This is a genomic window from Vibrio stylophorae (assembly GCF_921293875.1).
GTDB lineage: Bacteria > Pseudomonadota > Gammaproteobacteria > Enterobacterales > Vibrionaceae > Vibrio_A > Vibrio_A stylophorae.
In genome coordinates this window covers 26942-45561 of record NZ_CAKLDI010000001.1, presented here as the reverse complement: position 1 = coordinate 45561, position 18620 = coordinate 26942, and the positions used below count along the sequence as shown (strand labels likewise).

General features: G+C 48.3%; 19 protein-coding genes. 11 read left to right on the top strand and 8 right to left on the bottom strand.

Going from position 1 to position 18620, the window contains the following annotated elements:
• Positions 1-8 precede the first annotated feature (8 nt).
• From torC to ftnA, 5 genes are all read right to left on the bottom strand, one after another.
• A complete protein-coding gene (gene torC, locus L9P36_RS00225; RefSeq protein WP_237464026.1) occupies positions 9-1193 on the bottom strand; it encodes a pentaheme c-type cytochrome TorC in 1185 nt (394 codons plus the stop codon).
• Positions 1194-1231: 38 nt separating this feature from the next.
• Positions 1232-1405 carry a periplasmic nitrate reductase, NapE protein gene (locus tag L9P36_RS00220; protein ID WP_435532716.1) on the bottom strand — a complete coding sequence of 58 codons (174 nt, stop codon included), beginning with the start codon at positions 1403-1405 and terminating at the stop codon, positions 1232-1234.
• Between the two features lie 260 nt (positions 1406-1665).
• Positions 1666-2772 carry a mechanosensitive ion channel family protein gene (locus tag L9P36_RS00215; protein WP_237464023.1) on the bottom strand — a complete coding sequence of 369 codons (1107 nt, stop codon included), beginning with the start codon at positions 2770-2772 and terminating at the stop codon, positions 1666-1668.
• 71 nt (positions 2773-2843) lie between these two features.
• The gene (gene uspB, locus L9P36_RS00210; RefSeq protein WP_237464021.1) at positions 2844-3182 is read right to left on the bottom strand and encodes a universal stress protein UspB; all 339 of its coding nucleotides are present in this window, start codon (positions 3180-3182) and stop codon (positions 2844-2846) included.
• A 57-nt stretch (positions 3183-3239) separates the two neighbouring features.
• Entirely contained in the window at positions 3240-3764 is a 525-nt protein-coding gene (gene ftnA, locus L9P36_RS00205) for a non-heme ferritin (protein WP_237464020.1), read from the bottom strand.
• Positions 3765-3976: 212 nt separating this feature from the next.
• Between ftnA and L9P36_RS00200 the strand changes: the two genes are divergently transcribed.
• Both L9P36_RS00200 and L9P36_RS00195 read left to right on the top strand, forming a co-directional pair.
• On the top strand, positions 3977-4402 hold the full coding sequence (locus L9P36_RS00200) for a universal stress protein (protein WP_237467805.1): 426 nt from the start codon (positions 3977-3979) through the stop codon (positions 4400-4402).
• Positions 4403-4464: 62 nt separating this feature from the next.
• Positions 4465-5346, top strand: coding sequence for a carboxylate/amino acid/amine transporter (locus L9P36_RS00195; RefSeq protein WP_237464019.1), 882 nt, complete (start codon positions 4465-4467; stop codon positions 5344-5346).
• A gap of 212 nt (positions 5347-5558) precedes the next feature.
• On the opposite strand, the gene prlC is transcribed toward L9P36_RS00195, so the two are convergent.
• Complete coding sequence (gene prlC, locus L9P36_RS00190; protein ID WP_237464017.1) at positions 5559-7598, bottom strand: oligopeptidase A; 2040 nt, start codon at positions 7596-7598, stop codon at positions 5559-5561.
• Between the two features lie 219 nt (positions 7599-7817).
• On the opposite strand from prlC, the gene L9P36_RS00185 reads away from it, so the two are divergent.
• The 3 genes from L9P36_RS00185 to L9P36_RS00175 all read left to right on the top strand — a co-directional run bounded on the left by L9P36_RS00185 (position 7818) and on the right by L9P36_RS00175 (position 10755).
• Positions 7818-8666, top strand: coding sequence for a 23S rRNA (adenine(2030)-N(6))-methyltransferase RlmJ (locus L9P36_RS00185; protein WP_237467804.1), 849 nt, complete (start codon positions 7818-7820; stop codon positions 8664-8666).
• 206 nt (positions 8667-8872) lie between these two features.
• The gene (gene gorA / locus L9P36_RS00180) at positions 8873-10228 is read left to right on the top strand and encodes a glutathione-disulfide reductase (RefSeq protein WP_237464015.1); all 1356 of its coding nucleotides are present in this window, start codon (positions 8873-8875) and stop codon (positions 10226-10228) included.
• 131 nt (positions 10229-10359) lie between these two features.
• Entirely contained in the window at positions 10360-10755 is a 396-nt protein-coding gene (locus L9P36_RS00175) for a hypothetical protein (RefSeq protein WP_237464014.1), read from the top strand.
• 64 nt (positions 10756-10819) lie between these two features.
• Here L9P36_RS00175 and L9P36_RS00170 read toward each other — a convergent pair whose 3' ends face one another.
• Positions 10820-11476 (bottom strand): TetR/AcrR family transcriptional regulator, encoded by a 657-nt coding sequence (locus tag L9P36_RS00170; RefSeq protein WP_237464012.1) that lies wholly within the window; start codon positions 11474-11476, stop codon positions 10820-10822.
• Positions 11477-11605: 129 nt separating this feature from the next.
• On the opposite strand from L9P36_RS00170, the gene L9P36_RS00165 reads away from it, so the two are divergent.
• From L9P36_RS00165 to L9P36_RS00150, 4 genes are all read left to right on the top strand, one after another.
• Positions 11606-12829: a Tm-1-like ATP-binding domain-containing protein gene (locus L9P36_RS00165; protein ID WP_237464004.1), complete on the top strand. Its 1224-nt coding sequence runs from the start codon at positions 11606-11608 to the stop codon at positions 12827-12829.
• A 9-nt stretch (positions 12830-12838) separates the two neighbouring features.
• Positions 12839-13672 (top strand): phosphoenolpyruvate hydrolase family protein, encoded by an 834-nt coding sequence (locus tag L9P36_RS00160; protein ID WP_237464002.1) that lies wholly within the window; start codon positions 12839-12841, stop codon positions 13670-13672.
• 273 nt (positions 13673-13945) lie between these two features.
• Positions 13946-15085: an iron-containing alcohol dehydrogenase gene (locus L9P36_RS00155; protein WP_237463999.1), complete on the top strand. Its 1140-nt coding sequence runs from the start codon at positions 13946-13948 to the stop codon at positions 15083-15085.
• A gap of 262 nt (positions 15086-15347) precedes the next feature.
• Positions 15348-15905, top strand: a complete 558-nt coding sequence (locus L9P36_RS00150; protein WP_237463997.1) for an outer membrane beta-barrel protein — start codon at positions 15348-15350, stop codon at positions 15903-15905.
• A gap of 90 nt (positions 15906-15995) precedes the next feature.
• Here L9P36_RS00150 and L9P36_RS00145 read toward each other — a convergent pair whose 3' ends face one another.
• On the bottom strand, positions 15996-16670 hold the full coding sequence (locus L9P36_RS00145; protein ID WP_237463996.1) for a FadR/GntR family transcriptional regulator: 675 nt from the start codon (positions 16668-16670) through the stop codon (positions 15996-15998).
• Positions 16671-16890: 220 nt separating this feature from the next.
• Between L9P36_RS00145 and L9P36_RS00140 the strand changes: the two genes are divergently transcribed.
• Together L9P36_RS00140 and ccoG are read left to right on the top strand one after the other, a co-directional pair.
• Positions 16891-17160 carry a YihD family protein gene (locus L9P36_RS00140; RefSeq protein WP_237463994.1) on the top strand — a complete coding sequence of 90 codons (270 nt, stop codon included), beginning with the start codon at positions 16891-16893 and terminating at the stop codon, positions 17158-17160.
• A 111-nt stretch (positions 17161-17271) separates the two neighbouring features.
• Positions 17272-18591 carry a cytochrome c oxidase accessory protein CcoG gene (ccoG, locus tag L9P36_RS00135; RefSeq protein WP_237463993.1) on the top strand — a complete coding sequence of 440 codons (1320 nt, stop codon included), beginning with the start codon at positions 17272-17274 and terminating at the stop codon, positions 18589-18591.
• Positions 18592-18620: the final 29 nt, after the last annotated feature.

Below are 18620 nucleotides of genomic sequence, written 5' to 3'. Positions count from 1 at the left end.
ACCGCTCCTTAATGATGTCCATCGCTGTAGTCAGATGAATGTTTTTGTAGGTATTTCAATACCAGCTCTTGGGTATCACCATCAAAGTTGACGAAAGAGAGCATACCGGCATACATACCTGGCCATGTGTTGGCATCAAAGTGTGCCGGATCTGGTTGTGAGTGACAGACACTACAAGCCTTGGTGTAGATCTGATTGGCCTCATCCCACAGCACTTGGCGATCAGCCAATAGGGATTGCGGTTTCATCCAGACCGTGACCGTGACGCGCTGCCATGGCAAACCTGTCAGGTCATCATCTTTTTTCTCAAAGGTCTGTACCACGGCCTCATTTTGCGCAGCTTCTTTGGTGAGCACGGCTTCTTTGATGTTTTGCCCAAAAGCCTCATCAATTACACGGCCAAAGCCCTTGGCTTTACGCCAACCTTGAATCTCAACCTTCAGCGCCTTATCTGTGACCTCTAAAACCGTCACGCCCGTTGCAGAAATCAAATCACCTGCGCCTTGCGTTAGCGCTTCATCCAAATAGAGCGGCTGCTGACGCACACTGTAGTAAGTCATCCCTTTTTTATAGGAAACCCCTTGCGCTTTTTGCTCAAGTCCTGCCAATAAGCCCGAGCCTTGGTGCATGTTTTCAGGAAGATGGTGGGCGATCCCTTTATGACAATCGATGCAGCTTTGATCGCGCTCTGCGGCTTGGCGCATCTGCACTTGCGCACGCTCAGACATCACCTCGAAATTCATACTGGCGTAGCTGTGACAATTTTTACATTCCAAGGAACCGTTGGCGTTGAAGCGATCCCATTCATGACTAGCAAGCTCCAAACGTTTATCGAGGAATTTTTCGCGGGTCTCAATGGTGCCAAAAATCGCTCCCCAGACTTCTTTACTGGCCTGCATTTTTCGCGCGATTTTGTCCGTCCAATTGTGCGGTACGTGACAATCAGGACAAGTGGCGCGCACGCCAGAACGATTGGTCCAGTGAATGGTGCCCTGAAGCTCTTGATACACGTTGTCACGCATTTCATGACAGCTAATACAAAAAGCTTCGGTGTTGGTAGCTTCCAGTGCCGTGTTAAAACCGCCCCAGAAAATGACCCCAGCGAGAAAACCGCCGATAGAAAGAACGCCCAGACTGATGTGCTTGGCTGGGCGAGAAAGAGTTTGCCAAATGCATTTGATGCGACGCCACATATCCTTACCTCATGGTGAAAGACTCAACAAGGAACCCGTTACATGCCGTGTCCCGGCGGTCCATAAATCAATTGCAGCATCCACACCACAAAGCCATAGGCACCAATTAACCCCACAGTCAAAATGGGAATCACCACCACAGTGATCAATAAAAAAGTGCCCCATTCGCGACACTTGGTTGATTTTTCACAGGATTCAACTTCGTTCGACATACTCACCTCACACCAGGTGCTGCGCGTGGTTCGCGCTATTGATTTATTTAAAAGTAGCAGGCGAGTTTGAAAGTGCGTGAAAAAATACCCACTGATTTCATATCAAAGAAAGTGGTGAAGAACAGGCGACTTTGCTGATCGCCCTATCAATAAAAGAGGCGCAATAAAAAAGCACTTGAAAATCAAATGCTCGATTGAGTTTCAAGTGCTAATACCGTGAGAGAAGGCGAGGGCGTGCCCCTCGCGATCACCATGTTTCTTTAGGATTGCTTTGCATCAGCTACTGAGACAAAGCTTGGCTCTGGGCCATCGTGCTGAATCTGCAGCGTTTGCGTTGGGAAGGCGATATCGGCGCCATGACGCTGAATGATCTGATAGACCTCGAGCAAAATCGTCTGTTTGATTTGATGAAAGCGCACCCAATCCGTGGTTTTGGTAAAGGCATAGATAAAGAAGTTCAGTGATGAATTACCAAACTGATTAAAGTTCACCATCAGGGTTTGCTTATTATCAATCTCAACATGGCTCTGCAGCATGGCTTTGACTTCCGCGAGAATCGGATCCACCACAGCTGCATCGTCATAGCGCAGGCCAATGGTTTCATAGATGCGACGATTGAGCATACGCGATGGGTTCTCCACCACCACAGTACTAAACACCATATTAGGCACATACAGGGGACGCTTATCAAAGGTTCGAATCACCGTCATTCGAAAACCAATGCGCTCAACGGTGCCTTCAATTTGACGATCGGGCGAGCGAATCCAATCGCCCACTTTAAAGGGACGGTCAAGGTAGATCATTAAACCGCCAAAGAAGTTTGCCAGCAGATCTTTGGCCGCCATACCGACAATCAAACCGCCGACACCACCAAAGGTTAAAATACCCGATAGGCTGAGCCCCAATTGCTGCATCAGGGCCAAACCACCCATCACACAAACCAGCAAGCGAAGTACCTTGGCAATGGCATTGATGGTGGTGTAATCACGGCCCGTTTCAATGAGCTGCGCTTCCACCTGAGCAATCAGGCGCAGAATGCTCCACACCACACCAAAGACCAAGACGATTTCACGCACACCTTGCAAAAATGAGCCATCGTAGTGGGTGATGTTTTCCACCAGAATTTGCAGCGCAAAGAGAATGGGCCAAGCCCAAATAAGAAAAGAGACTGGACGCTGAACAGCATGAATGAACGCGTTATCCCAACGCATTTTGGTTTTATCCGCGACATGCTCTAAACGCTGGCACACCAGCAACCAAATTCCCCACACCACCAAGCTTAACGCTAACAGTAACGCGATATTTTGTATCCAGTCGGCATTTTGCCCCTGTGACAAGCTCTGCCACCAATGCTGCAGGCGCTCCATATCGTTCTCCTATTTGCAAAAAAACAGCGACCATACTCGGTCGCTGTCATCTAAACAAATTTAGTGAGCAATTACAGCCCTATCCAGGATAAAAGCGGAATGCCAAACAACATAAAGGTAAACATCGCGATGGTGATCAGAAAAAGCTGGCGAACCTTATCGCATTTGGTGACAAAACAGCTGTCATGGTGTCCCTGATATTGGCGAGAAATCAAATACCCCACCAACCGAACCTGTTTTCCATAATTAGCATGGGTTGAGAAAAAGCCACGGCCATCCACTTGTAGGTAGAGCATGGGGTGTGCATCGCGCATCACCACCAGCAGTGACTTCAAACTGGAGATGCAGCGTACGCCATTAAGCACTGCGATCAAAAGAAGGGCTAAAAAAAGTGCGTCACCTTGAACCATAACGTTTCCTCACTGCTTGTTCAGTGCCGCTGTGGTCAGGGTAACGCCTTTCTCCCCTTACAGCGGACTATCCATCGCCGTGGCCGTGCCAATTTTGGCTAGCTCGGCAAGGTCCTTATCTATAAAGAATAGTGCCTTACCGTCTTCTCCGACCAATTCAATTTTATCGAGAATGCTTTTAAACAGTTTCTCTTCCTCATGCTGCTCCGCCACGTACCACTGCAAAAAGTTAAAGGTGGAGTAGTCCTGAGCGGTAAAAGCGACGTGTGCCAGCTCATTGATTTTTTTAGTCACCAACTGTTCATGCTGATAAGTTTCACGAAACAGGTCACCCAGTGAGCCATAATCAGCGCGCGGCGCTTCTATGGTACCAAGCAGTGGCATTGCGCCAGTTTCACTGACATAGGTGAACAGTTTTTGCATATGCAGCATCTCTTCTTTGGCGTGCTCTCGCATAAACAAAGCGGCCCCTTCAAAGCCTTTGTCTTCACACCACGCACTCATCTGCAAATAGAGGTTGGAAGAGAAAAACTCGAGGTTAATTTGTTCGTTTAACTTGTCGATCATGGCTGCTGCTAACATCACTTTATTCCTTTATAGCAAGGGGAGCGGCGCTCCTGTGTCTTATGTTTCAGATTCACTCTGTTCTGCGGCGAAAAGAATCTTCGCGTCAAAGTGTGATAGATGCTTTTTTACTCATCCTATAGCGCAACGGCAGTGCGATCAATTCGAGGTTTTTTTACAAATCTCGGTGCTAGGATAAATTCATGTCCCAATCATTGGAGTGTAACCCCATGGCATATCAACATATTTTAGTGGCAGTCGATTTAACTGAAGAGAGCCAACTTTTGGTTCGCCGCGCTGCGGAACTGGCTAAGCCGTTGGGTGCAAAACTATCGATCATCCATATCGATATTAACTACGCCGAACTTTATACCGGACTCATCGATATCAACTTTGCCGAAGCGCAGCACCACATGCTGGAAGATGCGCAAAATCAGCTACAAGCATTGGCTGATCATGCTGACTATCCGGTCTCTCATACTTTAGTGGGCAGTGGCGATCTCAGCCATGAAATCATCAATGCAATTAAAGAATGGAACATCGATTTGGTGGTCACTGGCTACCATCAGGACTTCTGGAGTAAATTGATGTCATCCACCAAGCAACTGCTTGGCGTGGTGCCTGTGAACCTCTTGGTTGTACCACTGGAAAGTTAATTTCCCAATTTAGCGAATCTCGCTACACTGGCGTCTTTTCCGTCTATAAGCGAAAGGACGCCATGAATTACCTCATTGCTACCACGGTTCTGTGGGCATTTTCATTTAGCCTGATTAGTGAATTTCTTGCTGGCCGCGTCGATAGTTGGTTCTCCGCTTTCTTCCGCGTTGCGCTGGCGGCACTAGTTTTTATTCCGGTCTTGGTTCGCCACCGCGTGGCAACAAAAATCGCCTTGAAAATGATGGCCATTGGTGGCTGCCAATTGGGTTTAATGTATGTGTTCTACTTTAAATCCTTTGAGCTCCTTACTGTGCCAGAAGTGCTGCTCTTTACTGTACTCACGCCAATTTATGTCACCTTGATTTATGATTTTCTCGAAGGGCGCTTTTGCCCTTGGTATCTACTCAGCGCCGTACTCGCCGTCGCGGGTGCTGTGGTGATCAAAATGACGCCAGTGAACAGCCAATTTATTCAGGGATTTTTGGTGGTGCAGGGGGCCAACCTTTGCTTTGCCATTGGTCAGGTCGCCTATAAAAAATTGCTGGAAAAAGAAGCGCGTGAACTGCCGCAACACACTATTTTTGGCTGGTTCTATATCGGTGCGGTACTGGTTGCTGGCAGTGTCTTTGCGTTGCATGCGCTAACCCTGCCTATGCCGATTAAACTGCCAACCACTATCAGCCAGTGGGGTATTTTGATCTACCTTGGCACCATTGCTTCAGGGATTGGTTACTTTCTCTGGAATAAAGGTGCAACGCAGGTCAACGCTGGCGCACTCGCGGTGATGAATAACGCCTTGGTACCCGCGGGATTGCTAGTCAATCTCACCATTTGGCAGCACAGTGTTGATGTGCCGCGTCTACTTGCAGGCGGAGCACTGATCCTCGCCTCACTCTGGCTCAATGAAACCTGGATTAAGCGCAAAGCAGAAGCCGCTAACTAAGCAGCTTCCTTCTAGCAAAGCCCCAATTGCTTGTGCCTTCAAGCATCAGCGCTGATATTGCAAATTATCGAAGGGGTCAGGGCAGTAAAACCTCAGCAAAATTGATATTCGGGACTCACCTCGAAAGGGAAGCATCAAATCTGGAAACAGAAATAAAAAAGCCATCCGAAGGATGGCTTTTTTTGATCGATTTTTATGCGCTTTTCGCAATATTAGGCAATACCACGGTCCACAAGTAGCGCATCAATCTGTGGTTCACGGCCCATAAAGCGCGTAAAGAGGGTCATTGGCTCTTCACTACCGCCGCGGGTCAAAATGCAATCCAAGAAATCCTGACCTGTTTGGGTGTTGAAAATACCTTCTTTGGCAAAGCGTGAGAATGCATCACAAGAAAGCAGTTCGGCCCACAAGTAGCTGTAGTAACCGGCGCTATAACCACCGGCAAAGATATGGCTAAAGGCATGTGGGAAACGGTTCCACTCCAAACTTGGCACCACAGAGACGCGATCTTTCACCGATTGCAAAGTCGGCAAAATTTGCGCGCCCAGCTCTGGGTCATATTGGGTGTGCAACTCAAAATCAAACAAACCAAATTCTAGCTGGCGCAGAATCATCATCGCTGATTGGAAGTTCTTAGCCGCAAGCATTTTCTCAAGCATCTCAGTCGGCAGTGGCTCACCGGTTTGATAATGACCGGAGATAAAGCTCAGCGCTTCCTCTTGCCAGCACCAGTTTTCAAGAAATTGACTTGGCAGCTCAACCGCATCCCAAGGCACGCCATTGATCCCAGAGACCGCACTAACATCAATTTGAGTCAGCATATGATGAATACCATGGCCAAATTCGTGGAATAGGGTGGTGACTTCATCATGGGTAAACAGCGCAGGTTTATCACCCACGGGTTTGTTGAAGTTACAGGTGAGGTAAGCCACTGGTGTTTGCATGCTGCCATCAGGCAATGCACGGCGCACGCGGCACTCATCCATCCATGCGCCGCCACGTTTGTGCTCGCGAGCATAGAGATCCAAATAGAAGCTACCGCGCAAGTTATTATCGGCATCAAAGATATCGTAGAAACGCACCGAGTCATGCCACACATCCATTCCTTCACGTGGCTCAACACGCATGCCAAACACACGGTTAAGTACTTCAAACAAGCCATTCACCACAGTTTGCTCTGGAAAGTAAGGGCGCAACTCTTCATCAGAAATAGAGAACAGGTGCTGTTTGTATTTCTCGGCGTAGTAAGAGATATCCCAAGGCGCAAGTTCCGTCACTTGGAATTGCGCTTTGGCAAACTCCGTGAGCTCAGCAATTTCACGCTCGCCCTGAGGCTTAGCGCGATTCGCCAAATCATTGAGGAAATTCAGTACCTGCGCTGGCTCTTTCGCCATTTTGGTGGCCAGTGATTTTTCGCTAAAGGTGCTAAAGCCAAGTAGACGGGCGATCTCAAAACGCAGCTTAAGCGTTTCCGCCATGATCTCGGTATTGTCCCATTGACCCGCTTGCGGGCCGCGATCCGATGCACGCGTAACAAAGGCGGTATACATCTCTTCGCGTAATTCACGATTGTCACAGTAGGTCATCACGGGCAAATAAGAAGGAAACTCAAGGGTGAGTAAATAACCCGATAAGCCCTTGGCTTCAGCCGCCGCTTTGGCCGCTGCAATGGCTGATTCAGGCATGCCTGCAAGCTCAGCTTCATTGTCAATTTGCTTTTGCCAGCCCATGGTGGCGTCCAACACATTGTTGCTAAAGCGCGAGCTTAGCTCTGATAGACGCTTGCTAATTTCGCCATAGCGATATTGCTGATCGGATGGCAGTGCGATCCCTGATAGTTGGAAATCGCGCAGCGCATCGGTCACTGCTTTTTGTTTGGCAATGCTGAGCTCTTTAAAATCTGGACGGTTGGCAATGGCTTCATAGGCTTGAAACAAACCTTTGTGCTGGCCAACCCAAGTACCATATTCAGACAGCATAGGCAGGCACTGCTCATAGGCTTCACGCAGTTCTTTGCTATTGACCACGCTATTCATATGACTCACCGGTGACCAAATACGGCTCAATCGATCGTCGGTCTCAGTCAAAGGCGCGCAGATGCTATCCCAGCTTGGTTGCTGGTCGCTGGCAAGCACTCGCTCCACATTGGCGCGACAATCTGCGATGGCTTGCTCCACCGCCGGCACCACATGCTCGGGTTTAATTTGTGAAAATGGAGGCAGGTCAGTAAAGCTGAGCAATGGGTTTGACATGATTCAATCCTTAGCAAAATGAGCGCTAGATAAGCGTTATATAGTGTAGATGATGACACTTATTCTTATTTTCAACGTCTTGGTTGAATTTGCTCTGAAATATTTATGCAGCGTGCCACAGTTTTCGCCATAATAGCCAGCAACTCAAGCGGCAAAATGTCGATATCCAACGGCTTCTATTTGCGCGCGTCATCGCTCATTCAACATTGGACCCTTTCAATGCTTAGCTATCGTCACAGCTTTCACGCCGGTAACCATGCCGATGTGGTGAAACATTTGGTACAAACTCTGATCCTCGATGCCCTAAAACAAAAGGACAAACCATTTGTTTATCACGACACTCATTCTGGTGCAGGACGCTACGACCTCAGCCATGAGTGGTCAGAAAAAACCGGTGAATACAAAGAGGGGATTGGCCGCATTTGGCAGGCGGGTGCGCCAGCCGATCTTGCCCATTATTTTGCTACCATCAGCGCTGTCAATCAGGGTGCCAAAGCGGGTGAACCTATGCGCTATTACCCGGGCTCTCCGCGCGTCGCTCGCGCCATGATTCGCGACCAAGACCGCATGCAACTCACTGAGCTGCATCCAGCCGATTTTGCATTGCTAAAGCAAGAGTTTCATCGCGATCGCCAAGTGCGCATCGACCAACATGAAGGCTTAGAAAAACTGATCGCTTGCATGCCGCCAAAAGAGCGCCGTGGCATGGTGATGATCGATCCCCCTTATGAGCTCAAAAGCGAATATAAAGATGTCACCGATGCGGTGATCAAAGCGCATCGCCGCTGGGCAACGGGGATTTACACCATTTGGTATCCCGTGGTGCAGCGCGCCACCATTGATCGCATGTGCAAAGCCTTTGAACAAAGCGGTATTCGCAAGATTCTAAAAATTGAATTGGGCGTTGCCCCTGATAGTGAAGAGCGCGGCATGACTGCATCGGGGATGATCGTGATTAACCCACCGTGGAAATTGGAAAGCCAAATGCAAGCCTTGCTGCCTTGGCTACAGGCGCAGATCGCCCCCTCAGATGGCCACCATGTGGTGGAATGGATCGTGCCTGAGTAATCCCTGTTTGCCTCTTAAAAACGCGCAACTTGCGCGTTTTTTTATGCGCACAATTTCAGGTCATAAAAAGTCAATCGGTGAAGTGCATCGCTTTCACCAAATCTCATTGCTCGCTACACTGTGGCTAAAATAAATACCTATAAAACAAGCGTGATCGGTTGAAGTCTCAAACCGATAAGCGCAAACAACAAACGGATGGAAAAGTCATGACCACAGAATTTGATTATATCTGTATCGGTGGCGGCAGCGGTGGCATCGCCTCTGCAAACCGTGCTGCCATGTACGGCGCGAAAGTGGCGTTGATTGAAGCGCAAGATCTCGGCGGCACCTGTGTCAATGTGGGCTGTGTACCGAAAAAAGTGATGTGGCATGGCGCGCAAATCGCCGAAGCGATCCATCTCTATGCCAAAGACTATGGCTTTGAGGTAGAGCCAAAGGGCTTTTCTTGGGACAAGTTAGTTGAAAGCCGCCAAGCCTATATTGGTCGCATTCATCAATCCTATGATCGGGTACTGGATAACAACAAAGTGACCGTGATTCGCGGCTTTGCCAAATTTGTCGATGCCAACACCGTTGAGGTCAATGGCCAGCACTACAGCGCCAAACATATTTTGATCGCAGTCGGTGGCCGTCCAACCATTCCAAATATTCCAGGAGCAGAGCACGGCATCGATTCCAACGGCTTCTTTGAACTCAAGTCGCAGCCAAAACGCGTTGCCGTCGTTGGTGCGGGTTATATCGCGGTGGAAATTGCTGGCGTGCTCCATGCCTTGGGCACAGAAACCCATCTTTTCGTGCGCAAAGAATCGCCGCTACGCAGCTTTGACCCGATGATCATCGACACCCTCACCGAAGTGATGGCGACCGAAGGGCCAACCCTGCACACCCAATCAACACCAAAAGCGGTACACAAAAACGACGATGGTAGCCTTACGCTTGAACTCGAAAATGGCGGCAAACACACAGTGGATTGCCTGATCTGGGCGATCGGCCGTCATCCAGCAACCGATGCCATTAATCTTGGCGTCACAGGCGTTGCCACCAATGAGCAAGGCTATATTAAGGTTGATGAATTCCAGCAAACTAATGCCGCTGGTATCTATTGCGTCGGCGATATTATGGAAGGCGGCATTGAGCTTACGCCGGTGGCAGTGAAAGCAGGTCGCCAGCTCTCCGAGCGCCTCTTTAACAATAAGCCCAATGCCAAAATGGATTACGACCTGGTACCTACCGTGGTCTTTAGCCACCCGCCGATTGGCACCATTGGTTTAACCGAACCTGACGCCAAAGCCAAATATGGCGAAGCCAATGTCAAGGTATACACCTCAAGCTTTACCGCCATGTACACTGCGGTCACGCAGCATCGCCAACCTTGCAAAATGAAGCTGGTTTGTGTGGGTGAAGAGGAAAAAATCGTTGGCTTGCACGGCATTGGTTTTACCGTCGATGAGATGATTCAAGGCTTTGCGGTGGCAATTAAAATGGGCGCAACCAAAGCAGATTTTGATAGCGTGGTAGCGATTCACCCAACTGGCTCTGAAGAGTTCGTGACCATGCGTTAAGCATGCAATCAAAGCAGTCATCGCATCACAGTGAAAAGCGACCTAAGGGTCGCTTTTTTGTCACACATAAAACTTGGTATACAAGCGCAACAGGCGTATAAAATCAGCCTCTATCACTCTTGGAATCAACCATGACTCATCCAATTCGCTCGCTAATTGCACGTATCGCAGCACTAGCACTACTCGCGATTGTCTTTTATCAATGGAACAGCCAAGTCGCATGGGCGACAACACTCACTCGCATTCTGACATTCCATGGCGAAATCGCGATCAGTTTCTCGCCAATTTTCTGGGGCATGATCGCGCTTGTACCTTTTATTCTACTCAAGAATACAGTGTGGATTGCACGCCTACTTGCCATCGCCGTGGCTGGCTATGCCACCTACAGCATTGGTCTAATGAACATCAGAGTGGCGCTGGACTTTAAACAGTACGACGCGCTCATCCCTTTCATTTTGATGATACTTCTACCATTGCCAACCTTCTTTATGTCAAAAGGGGTGGCCGCGAAAAAACATACGGCATAATGCGCGATGTCCTCAATGGCTCATCGCCTCACACGCAGTAAAAAAGCGGCCTTAGCCGCTTTTTTTATTTTTCCGCTGAATCCGCTTTCGCATCTTCCTGCGCTTGGCGAATCAGGGCCTTGGCCATCCACTGCGTGACCTCTGTAATTTCAGCTGATTCCAACTGCCAAATATCTTTCAGCACCACAATCGGCTCTGAGCCATAAACCATGGAGAGCGCTTGCATCAAACGCTGATAAGCAGGCTCAGATAAACTCGACTGTAAGGGCGAGACAGCGCGCGCCACTAGCTCTTTTCGATTGCCTCGAACCAGATGCTCAGCCGCTGCAGAAGGTTCAGCACGCTGCGCCGCCCACTGACTTAAGGACACTTGAATCGCCGCTCGCAGCGCCCCTTCATGGGTCATCATTTGTGGGTAGGCAAAAGCAAGCAGTTCCTGCATTCGCAATACCGCATCATCATCACTGAGCGGCTGCCACTGCTGCACTTGCACCAGCACAGCATCCATCACCGCCGCCATTAAATCACTTTGCGTTGGAAAATAGCGATAAGCCGTCGCACGTGACACATCAGCGGCTTTGGCTAATTCAGACACCGATGGAAACCACCCGCCCTCAAGTAAATGCAATGCGGTTTCAATTAATAATTTATGGGTACGCGCCCGTACCCCTGAAAGCGGTTCCTTCGCCCCAGAAGAGATCGCAGTCTCATTTTTATACATAAATCTCAAAAACTCCGTGATACTCATGTCTCATTCTGATTATTCTATCAGCACAGCAGCTGTTGACGAACTGAAATACACAGGATTTCCCGCTGGATGTACCACATCAGTGAAACATGAGGGTAAGCGATGACACCAAAATGTATTTACATTGCCTCAACCTTTGATACCAAGGCTGAGGAGGTTTATTTTATTGAGCAACATCTAGATGCTCAAAAGCTATCCACCAAAACCGTTGATCTTTCAACCCGTCAACACACTCATTCTGTGCGAGCGGACATCTCAAATGCCACCGTTGCGAGCTTCCACCCTGACGGTGCTGCTGCGGTTTTCTCTGCGGATCGCGGCACTGCAATTGCAGCCATGTCCCTCGCCTTTCAATATTTCTTAAAACAAAGCCAAGATATCGCAGCGCTCATTGGTTTGGGCGGCTCTGGCGGCAGTGCCATTATTACGCCTGCGATGCAGGATCTGCCCATTGGTTTACCTAAATTGATGGTCTCTACCATGGCATCTGGCAACACGGCAGGGTATGTGGGCTGCAGTGATATCGCCATGCTCTATCCCATCACCGATATTGCAGGCATCAATACCATTTCTCGAGTGGTGCTAAGCAATGCCGCTCATGCCATTGCTGGTCAGGTGAAATTTGCTCACGCCAGCGATAACAGCCCACGCAATCCAGACAAACCAGCGCTGGGTATGACCATGTTTGGTGTGACCACGCCTTGCGTGGAGCAAATCAAAACTCGGCTCGATGAGGATTACGACTGCTTGATTTTCCATGCTACGGGCAATGGCGGCAAAGCCATGGAACAGCTGGCGCAAAATCAATTGATTCACGGCATGCTTGATCTCACCACCACGGAGATCTGCGATCACTTGTTTGATGGCGTCTTAGCTTGCGATGAGCGCCGTCTTGATGCGGTGATTGAAACTCAGCTGCCCTATGTCGGTAGTTGCGGGGCATTGGATATGATCAACTTTGGCGCGCCCGATACCATTCCAGCCGCCTATCAAGATCGCCTGTTCTATCAGCACAATGCGCAAGTCACCCTGATGCGTACCAATGCCAAAGAGTGTGCGCAGCTGGGTCAATGGATCGCGCAAAAGCTCAACCAATGCCAAGGCGAAGTGCGATTCTTAATTCCTGAAAAAGGACTCTCTGCGCTCGATCAACAGGGCCAGCTATTTTGGAATCCTGAAGCGGACCAAGCCCTATTTGATGCGCTCGAAGCGCACCTTGCGCAAACCCCATCACGACAACTGATTCGCCTGCCTTATCACATCAATGATCCTGAGTTCGCTGAGGCCGTAGTCGCTCAATTTCACCAAATTCAATCTTTGTATTAGGAGTCTTTTATGTCGATTCATCAAACACGAGAACAGCTACTCAAGCAATTTAAGGAAATGATCGCCCGCGGTGAGCCGATCATTGGTGGCGGGGCTGGCACGGGTCTATCTGCCAAATGTGAAGAAGCAGGCGGCATCGATTTAATCGTGATCTACAACTCTGGCCGCTATCGCATGGCTGGCCGCGGTTCACTCGCGGGTTTACTCGCTTACGGCAATGCCAATGAAATCGTGGTTGATATGGCCAAAGAGGTGATTCCTGTGGTCAATCACACCCCAGTACTGGCAGGGGTGAATGGCACCGATCCTTTCTGCCATATGGATAGCTTTTTAGACCAGCTGATCACCTTGGGCTTTTCAGGCGTGCAAAACTTTCCAACCGTCGGGTTAATCGATGGGAAATTCCGCGCCAACTTGGAAGAGACCGGCATGGGCTATGCCCTTGAAGTGGAGATGATCGCCAAAGCGCATCAAAAGGGTCTGTTGACGACGCCCTATGTGTTTAGCCGAGAAGATGCCATGGCCATGGCCAAAGCAGGCGCTGATATCATCGTGCCACATATGGGACTGACAACAGGCGGCAATATTGGCGCTGATACAGCAGTCACCTTAGATGATTGCGTGGCGCAGATTCAAGATTGGGCCAAAGCAGCCAAGGCGGTCAATGAGCAAGTGATTGTCCTTTGCCATGGCGGCCCCATCGCAACACCTGAAGACGCGCAATATATTCTTGATCGCTGCCCTGATTGTCATGGTTTCTATGGCGCTAGCTCCATGGAGCGCTTGCCATCAGAAATCGCGCTAAAAGCGACCACTGAATCCTTTAAAGCGATTCGCCGATAACCAGATTCTAATAACCAATATAACTTCCTCTCTTTCATTTCTTTGCCGCGCTTTCGCGCGGCTTTTTTATAGCATTTTGTGACCCTTCACCGTCAATAGCGCACAAAAATCGGCTGCCTTTTACAATAAAGAAAGAGGAAATGACGATCGCTCGCCATTCTTGCACTTTGTTTCAAAACGCCCGCTCGGAGTGTGAGCCTCCCCCCTTTTTTTAGAGATAAAAGGCCTATCATCGATGTCAGTTTATGTAATTAAGTCATAAGGATGGCACCGATGAATAGTTTTAAGATTCCTGAAAGTATCTACTTTGGCGAAAACGCAATGGATGCACTGAAAAGTCTCAGTGGCCAAAAAGCTGTGATTGTCACAGGCGGTAGCTCAATGAAAAAATTTGGTTTTATTGAGCAAACCCAAAAGTATCTAGCCGAGGCGGGAATTGAGTCCATCGTATTTGATGGCGTCGAGCCAAACCCATCAGTACAAACCGTACAAAAAGGCGCACAGGCAATGCTCGATTTCGGGCCAGATTGGATTATCGCCATTGGTGGTGGTTCAGCGCTTGATGCAGCAAAAATCATGTGGTGTTTCTACGAGCACCCAAGCCTGACCTTTGAAGATATTATTCCTGTTGGCTCCATGCCAGCGCTGCGCAATAAAGCAAAATTTGTGGCCATTCCATCCACCAGTGGCACAGCGTCTGAGATCACCGCGTTCTCAGTGATTACTGATTTGGAAAACCATATCAAGTATCCAATCGTCTCCGCACATATCGTGCCTGATGTCGCCATCATCGACCCAGCATTGCCAGCAAAAATGCCCGCACACATCACTGCCAATACCGGTATGGATGTGATGGCACACGCCCTTGAAGCTTTGGTTTCAAAAGTCGCCAACGATTACACCGATCCATTGGCGATTCGCGCGATTAAATTGGTCTTTGAAAATATCGAAACAGCCTATAAGCAAGGCGATGATATGAGCGCACGTGACAATATGCACAACGCCTCAACCCTTGCTGGTATGGCTTTCTCCAACGTTTCTTTAGGCTTGGTACACTCATTGGCACACAAAATTGGTGGTGAGTTTGGCGTGACCCACGGTCTTGCCAATGCGATCTTGATGCCATACATCATTGAGTACAACAAACAAGCCACTGAGAAATACGCAGAAGTAGAAAGATACTTAGGCTTTAGCAATATTGAAACTGAGCTGCGCGCACTGAACCAAAAACTAGATATTCCACTGACCTTTAAAGACGTCACTGAAGTGGATATGCCTGAAGCGCAGTTTTTGGAGGTTCTAGATCGCATGAGCCAAAACGCCTTTGACGATCCATGCACCCTTACCAACCCAGGCACACCAAGCGTTGCAGATGTAAAAGAGATCTATCGCCGCGCATACTACGGCGCTTGATCTTCAAATATCCTTTTACAACTTTCGGCGCTAGCGCCGAAAGTTGTAGCCTAATATTTCAGTCAAAAAAAACCAACAGATGTCTTTTGAAACGAACACGCTCATACCGGACGTATAACAGAATATTGGAAAGATAAGTTTTCACATCAATCACTTAGCAATACACCACACCGCACACCATCATCTTGACTCTTATATCAATATCACTGTGTACTTATTCACCATTTCGCGTAACAGCGCATTGTTCTCCATAGGACGTCAAATGAACCATAAAATTAAGCTTATCGCACTATGCGGACTGCTTTCCTGTACAGCCCAAGCTCATACAAATGATAATCACTTTTACGCAGGGGTTGATGCTGCGATTGCAAATAACACCAAACTGTCAAATGCCATCGAAGAACAAAATGATTTAGGTGCAAACATCTATTTAGGTTATCACATGCCTATTAATCGAAGCTTTGATTTGGGTGTTGAAGGGGAATTTCGAAAAATAAATACTGTTGATTTCTCACCATCACACAACATTGACGGTGATGCGTATTTTATTAATTTACGTGGCAAGCTCACAGATCCCGATCGAAGCAATCCACTGTATTCTGGATTTCTGGTGGGTTTAGGTTCGCTCTCTACGGATGAAAATAATGGCGCTCAATCTATCTCTGATAGCCATACTGCTTATCAAGCAGGTTTAGAGATCGGTTACCAAGCCAATCAATTTGATGTTTCTGTTGGTTATCGCGTGCTTTACTCCAAATTTAGCTTTGACCAAAAAATGGTGACTCATGGTCTAACTGCTGGGGTGAGATACTATTTCTAACCACAAATGAAGTAATCAACATTGGTTGATTCTCCATAGAACAAAGCCGCGCGAAGCGCGGCTTTTTGATCGATTTTTTTCGCGCATTTTTTAATCAGATAATAGCTCTTGAGTCGCCACTCGCGCACTTTGCGCGTCGCCGATCACGATGGCATCGACAATACGCTGATGAATATCTAATTTGAGCACATGATCTGTGGTGATTAAGCGGAAGTAGTTTTCAAACACTGTCTTAAATAGGTTACCGATAGGGCTAACAAAGTGGTTACCCGAGGCAAAATAGATCAATTGATGAAAATCGGTATCGATTCGCACCCAAGTATCGCTATCAAAGTTATTTTGTAGCGCGCGCATTTGTGCCATCAGGCCTACCAATTCAGCTTTGTCTTCAGCACTGGCATTGACCGCGCACAGTGCCGCCGCTTCCGGCTCCATCACACGGCGCATCGCTTGAAACTCAGCGACCAGCGCATCATCTTGCTTAAATTCAATCCAAGAGAGCAAATCTTGATCGAGATAGTTCCAGTTGCGCTTTGGCATCACGCGCGTGCCAATGCGTGGGCGAGGGTAAACCATCCCTTTGGCAGCCAACATTTTAATGGCTTCACGAATCGCAGTGCGGCTGACTTTGTAACGAATACCTAACTCTACCTCGCCGGGCAAAATATCATTAGGCGCAAACACACCCGCAAGAATTTCACGGCCAAGGGAGCGCGCAATTTGATGCGATAGGTTTCGATTTGAAGGGGTGGATGAGCGATCCATAGGCTTCTCTCTGTTGTCGTTTTATTGGATAGCGCCTAAGTCTGAAAAGGCTAAAGCTGAAAAGTAACTACCTGAATGCTTTGCATTCGTTAAATTTTTGTTGTTTGAATCATGCGCTATTTTGTCGCACAAATCTATCCCCAAGGCTTATCATCAAATTCAGAATCTGATAATTTGCACCCAATAATTAAAAATAGAGATCCCCTTTAAGGAGAAAGTCATGCAATGCCATCGCCTCAATGAAGTTCTAGAACTGCTCAAACCGGTTTGGGAAAAACAATCTGACACCAACCTATTGGCCCTCCTTGCACAATTAGCGCAGGAAGCAGGTTACAAAGGTGAGTTGGCTGACCTCACCGATGATGTGCTGATCTATCATCTAAAAATGCGCGATTGCGCAAAAACAGATGTGATTCCTGGCATCAAAAAAGACTACGAAGAAGATTTTAAAACCGCGATCCTTCGCGCGCGTGGTATTGAGCCAAAATAAGCGCTCAGCCAAACCTTTGCTCAGGGTTTTGAAAAATGCTCACCTCGGTGAGCATTTTTATTTTCAGCACATACACTAAAAAGAGGATTTCAAACCAAGGTTGGTTCATTCGTGACGCGACAACATCCGCCCTATGTGCGTGCCAGTTCAGGTCATTTTCAACGCCTTCGTCGCTATTTAGGCGGTGGATTAATCGCCCTTTTTGTTCTGCTGCCTTGGCTCAGCTGGCAGGGTAGGCAAGCCATTTTACTCTCCTTTTCTGAGCGCCAATTTCACCTTTTTTCCATCACCCTATGGCCGCAAGACTTTATTTTACTGGCGCTGCTCTTTGCCATCGCCGCTTTTGCGCTCTTTGCGATCACCACTTGGCTAGGGCGGGTATGGTGCGGCTTTACCTGCCCACAAACCGTCTGGACCTTTATCTTTTTATGGTTTGAAGAAAAATTAGAAGGGCCTGCTAATAAACGAAAAAGACAAGATGGCTTACCTTGGTCACTAGCACTCTATGCACGAAAAACGCTCAAACATATGGCTTGGTGGCTGATTTCACTGCTCACAGGCGCCACCTTTATTGGCTACTTTGTGCCAATTCATTCGCTGTTTTACGATCTGATCACGCTAAATTTGTGGGATAGTCGCGGTGGCTGGGTGCTGTTTTTTGCGGTCTGTACCTATGGCAATGCCGGTTGGATGCGCAGCATCATGTGCACTCATATGTGCCCCTATGCACGCTTTCAATCTGTAATGTATGACGATGCCACCATCACGGTGAGTTATGACCAACAGCGCGGCGAGCCAAGAGGAAAACAGCGTAAAGGCGAGCAAAACAATCTTGGCGACTGCGTCGATTGCAATCTCTGCGTCGAAGTCTGCCCACCCCGTATCGATATTCGTCAGGGCTTACAATATGAGTGCATTGACTGCGGTGCCTGTGTTGATGCCTGTAATCACACCATGCAACGCTTTGGCAAAGCGCCTAATCTCATTGGCTACCATGCCGAATCAAAGCAAAAGCTCGCCGCTCGCCCAAAATTACTGGGTTATGCGCTGATCACGCTGATTGCGCTGCTGATATTTAGCCTAATGATTAACGCGCGCACCACCATGACCCTAACGGTCATACGCGATCGCCAGCAGCTCTACCAATATAATAACCAGGGATTATTGGAAAACAGCTATCAATTGGTGATATCAAACAAAACACAGCAGACACACACCTATCAGTTATCCCTGATGGATAACACCGCTTGGATTTGGCAAGGACCGAAAACACTCAAGGTTGAAGCCAATGCAAGGCGCAGCATACTGATCACCTTAGCGGCTGACCCTGAAACCTTGAATCAGCAAATCTATCCCATTACCTTTGTGCTGCAGCAAGCGGATCAGCAAGTCACGCACCACAGCCGTTTTATTAGCGATTATCAAGAGTAAGCCATCGCCTGACTTTTATTCGGGCTTGA

What these genes read in the sequence shown, in the direction of transcription:
- torC (WP_237464026.1), bottom strand. Translation starts at nt 1,193, where the DNA reads ATGTGGCGTCGCATCAAATGCATTTGGCAAACTCTTTCTCGCCCAGCC.
- L9P36_RS00220 (WP_435532716.1), bottom strand. Translation starts at nt 1,405, where the DNA reads ATGTCGAACGAAGTTGAATCCTGTGAAAAATCAACCAAGTGTCGCGAA.
- L9P36_RS00215 (WP_237464023.1), bottom strand. Translation starts at nt 2,772, where the DNA reads ATGGAGCGCCTGCAGCATTGGTGGCAGAGCTTGTCACAGGGGCAAAAT.
- uspB (WP_237464021.1), bottom strand. Translation starts at nt 3,182, where the DNA reads ATGGTTCAAGGTGACGCACTTTTTTTAGCCCTTCTTTTGATCGCAGTG.
- ftnA (WP_237464020.1), bottom strand. Translation starts at nt 3,764, where the DNA reads ATGTTAGCAGCAGCCATGATCGACAAGTTAAACGAACAAATTAACCTC.
- L9P36_RS00200 (WP_237467805.1), top strand. Translation starts at nt 3,977, where the DNA reads ATGGCATATCAACATATTTTAGTGGCAGTCGATTTAACTGAAGAGAGC.
- L9P36_RS00195 (WP_237464019.1), top strand. Translation starts at nt 4,465, where the DNA reads ATGAATTACCTCATTGCTACCACGGTTCTGTGGGCATTTTCATTTAGC.
- prlC (WP_237464017.1), bottom strand. Translation starts at nt 7,598, where the DNA reads ATGTCAAACCCATTGCTCAGCTTTACTGACCTGCCTCCATTTTCACAA.
- L9P36_RS00185 (WP_237467804.1), top strand. Translation starts at nt 7,818, where the DNA reads ATGCTTAGCTATCGTCACAGCTTTCACGCCGGTAACCATGCCGATGTG.
- gorA (WP_237464015.1), top strand. Translation starts at nt 8,873, where the DNA reads ATGACCACAGAATTTGATTATATCTGTATCGGTGGCGGCAGCGGTGGC.
- L9P36_RS00175 (WP_237464014.1), top strand. Translation starts at nt 10,360, where the DNA reads ATGACTCATCCAATTCGCTCGCTAATTGCACGTATCGCAGCACTAGCA.
- L9P36_RS00170 (WP_237464012.1), bottom strand. Translation starts at nt 11,476, where the DNA reads ATGTATAAAAATGAGACTGCGATCTCTTCTGGGGCGAAGGAACCGCTT.
- L9P36_RS00165 (WP_237464004.1), top strand. Translation starts at nt 11,606, where the DNA reads ATGACACCAAAATGTATTTACATTGCCTCAACCTTTGATACCAAGGCT.
- L9P36_RS00160 (WP_237464002.1), top strand. Translation starts at nt 12,839, where the DNA reads ATGTCGATTCATCAAACACGAGAACAGCTACTCAAGCAATTTAAGGAA.
- L9P36_RS00155 (WP_237463999.1), top strand. Translation starts at nt 13,946, where the DNA reads ATGAATAGTTTTAAGATTCCTGAAAGTATCTACTTTGGCGAAAACGCA.
- L9P36_RS00150 (WP_237463997.1), top strand. Translation starts at nt 15,348, where the DNA reads ATGAACCATAAAATTAAGCTTATCGCACTATGCGGACTGCTTTCCTGT.
- L9P36_RS00145 (WP_237463996.1), bottom strand. Translation starts at nt 16,670, where the DNA reads ATGGATCGCTCATCCACCCCTTCAAATCGAAACCTATCGCATCAAATT.
- L9P36_RS00140 (WP_237463994.1), top strand. Translation starts at nt 16,891, where the DNA reads ATGCAATGCCATCGCCTCAATGAAGTTCTAGAACTGCTCAAACCGGTT.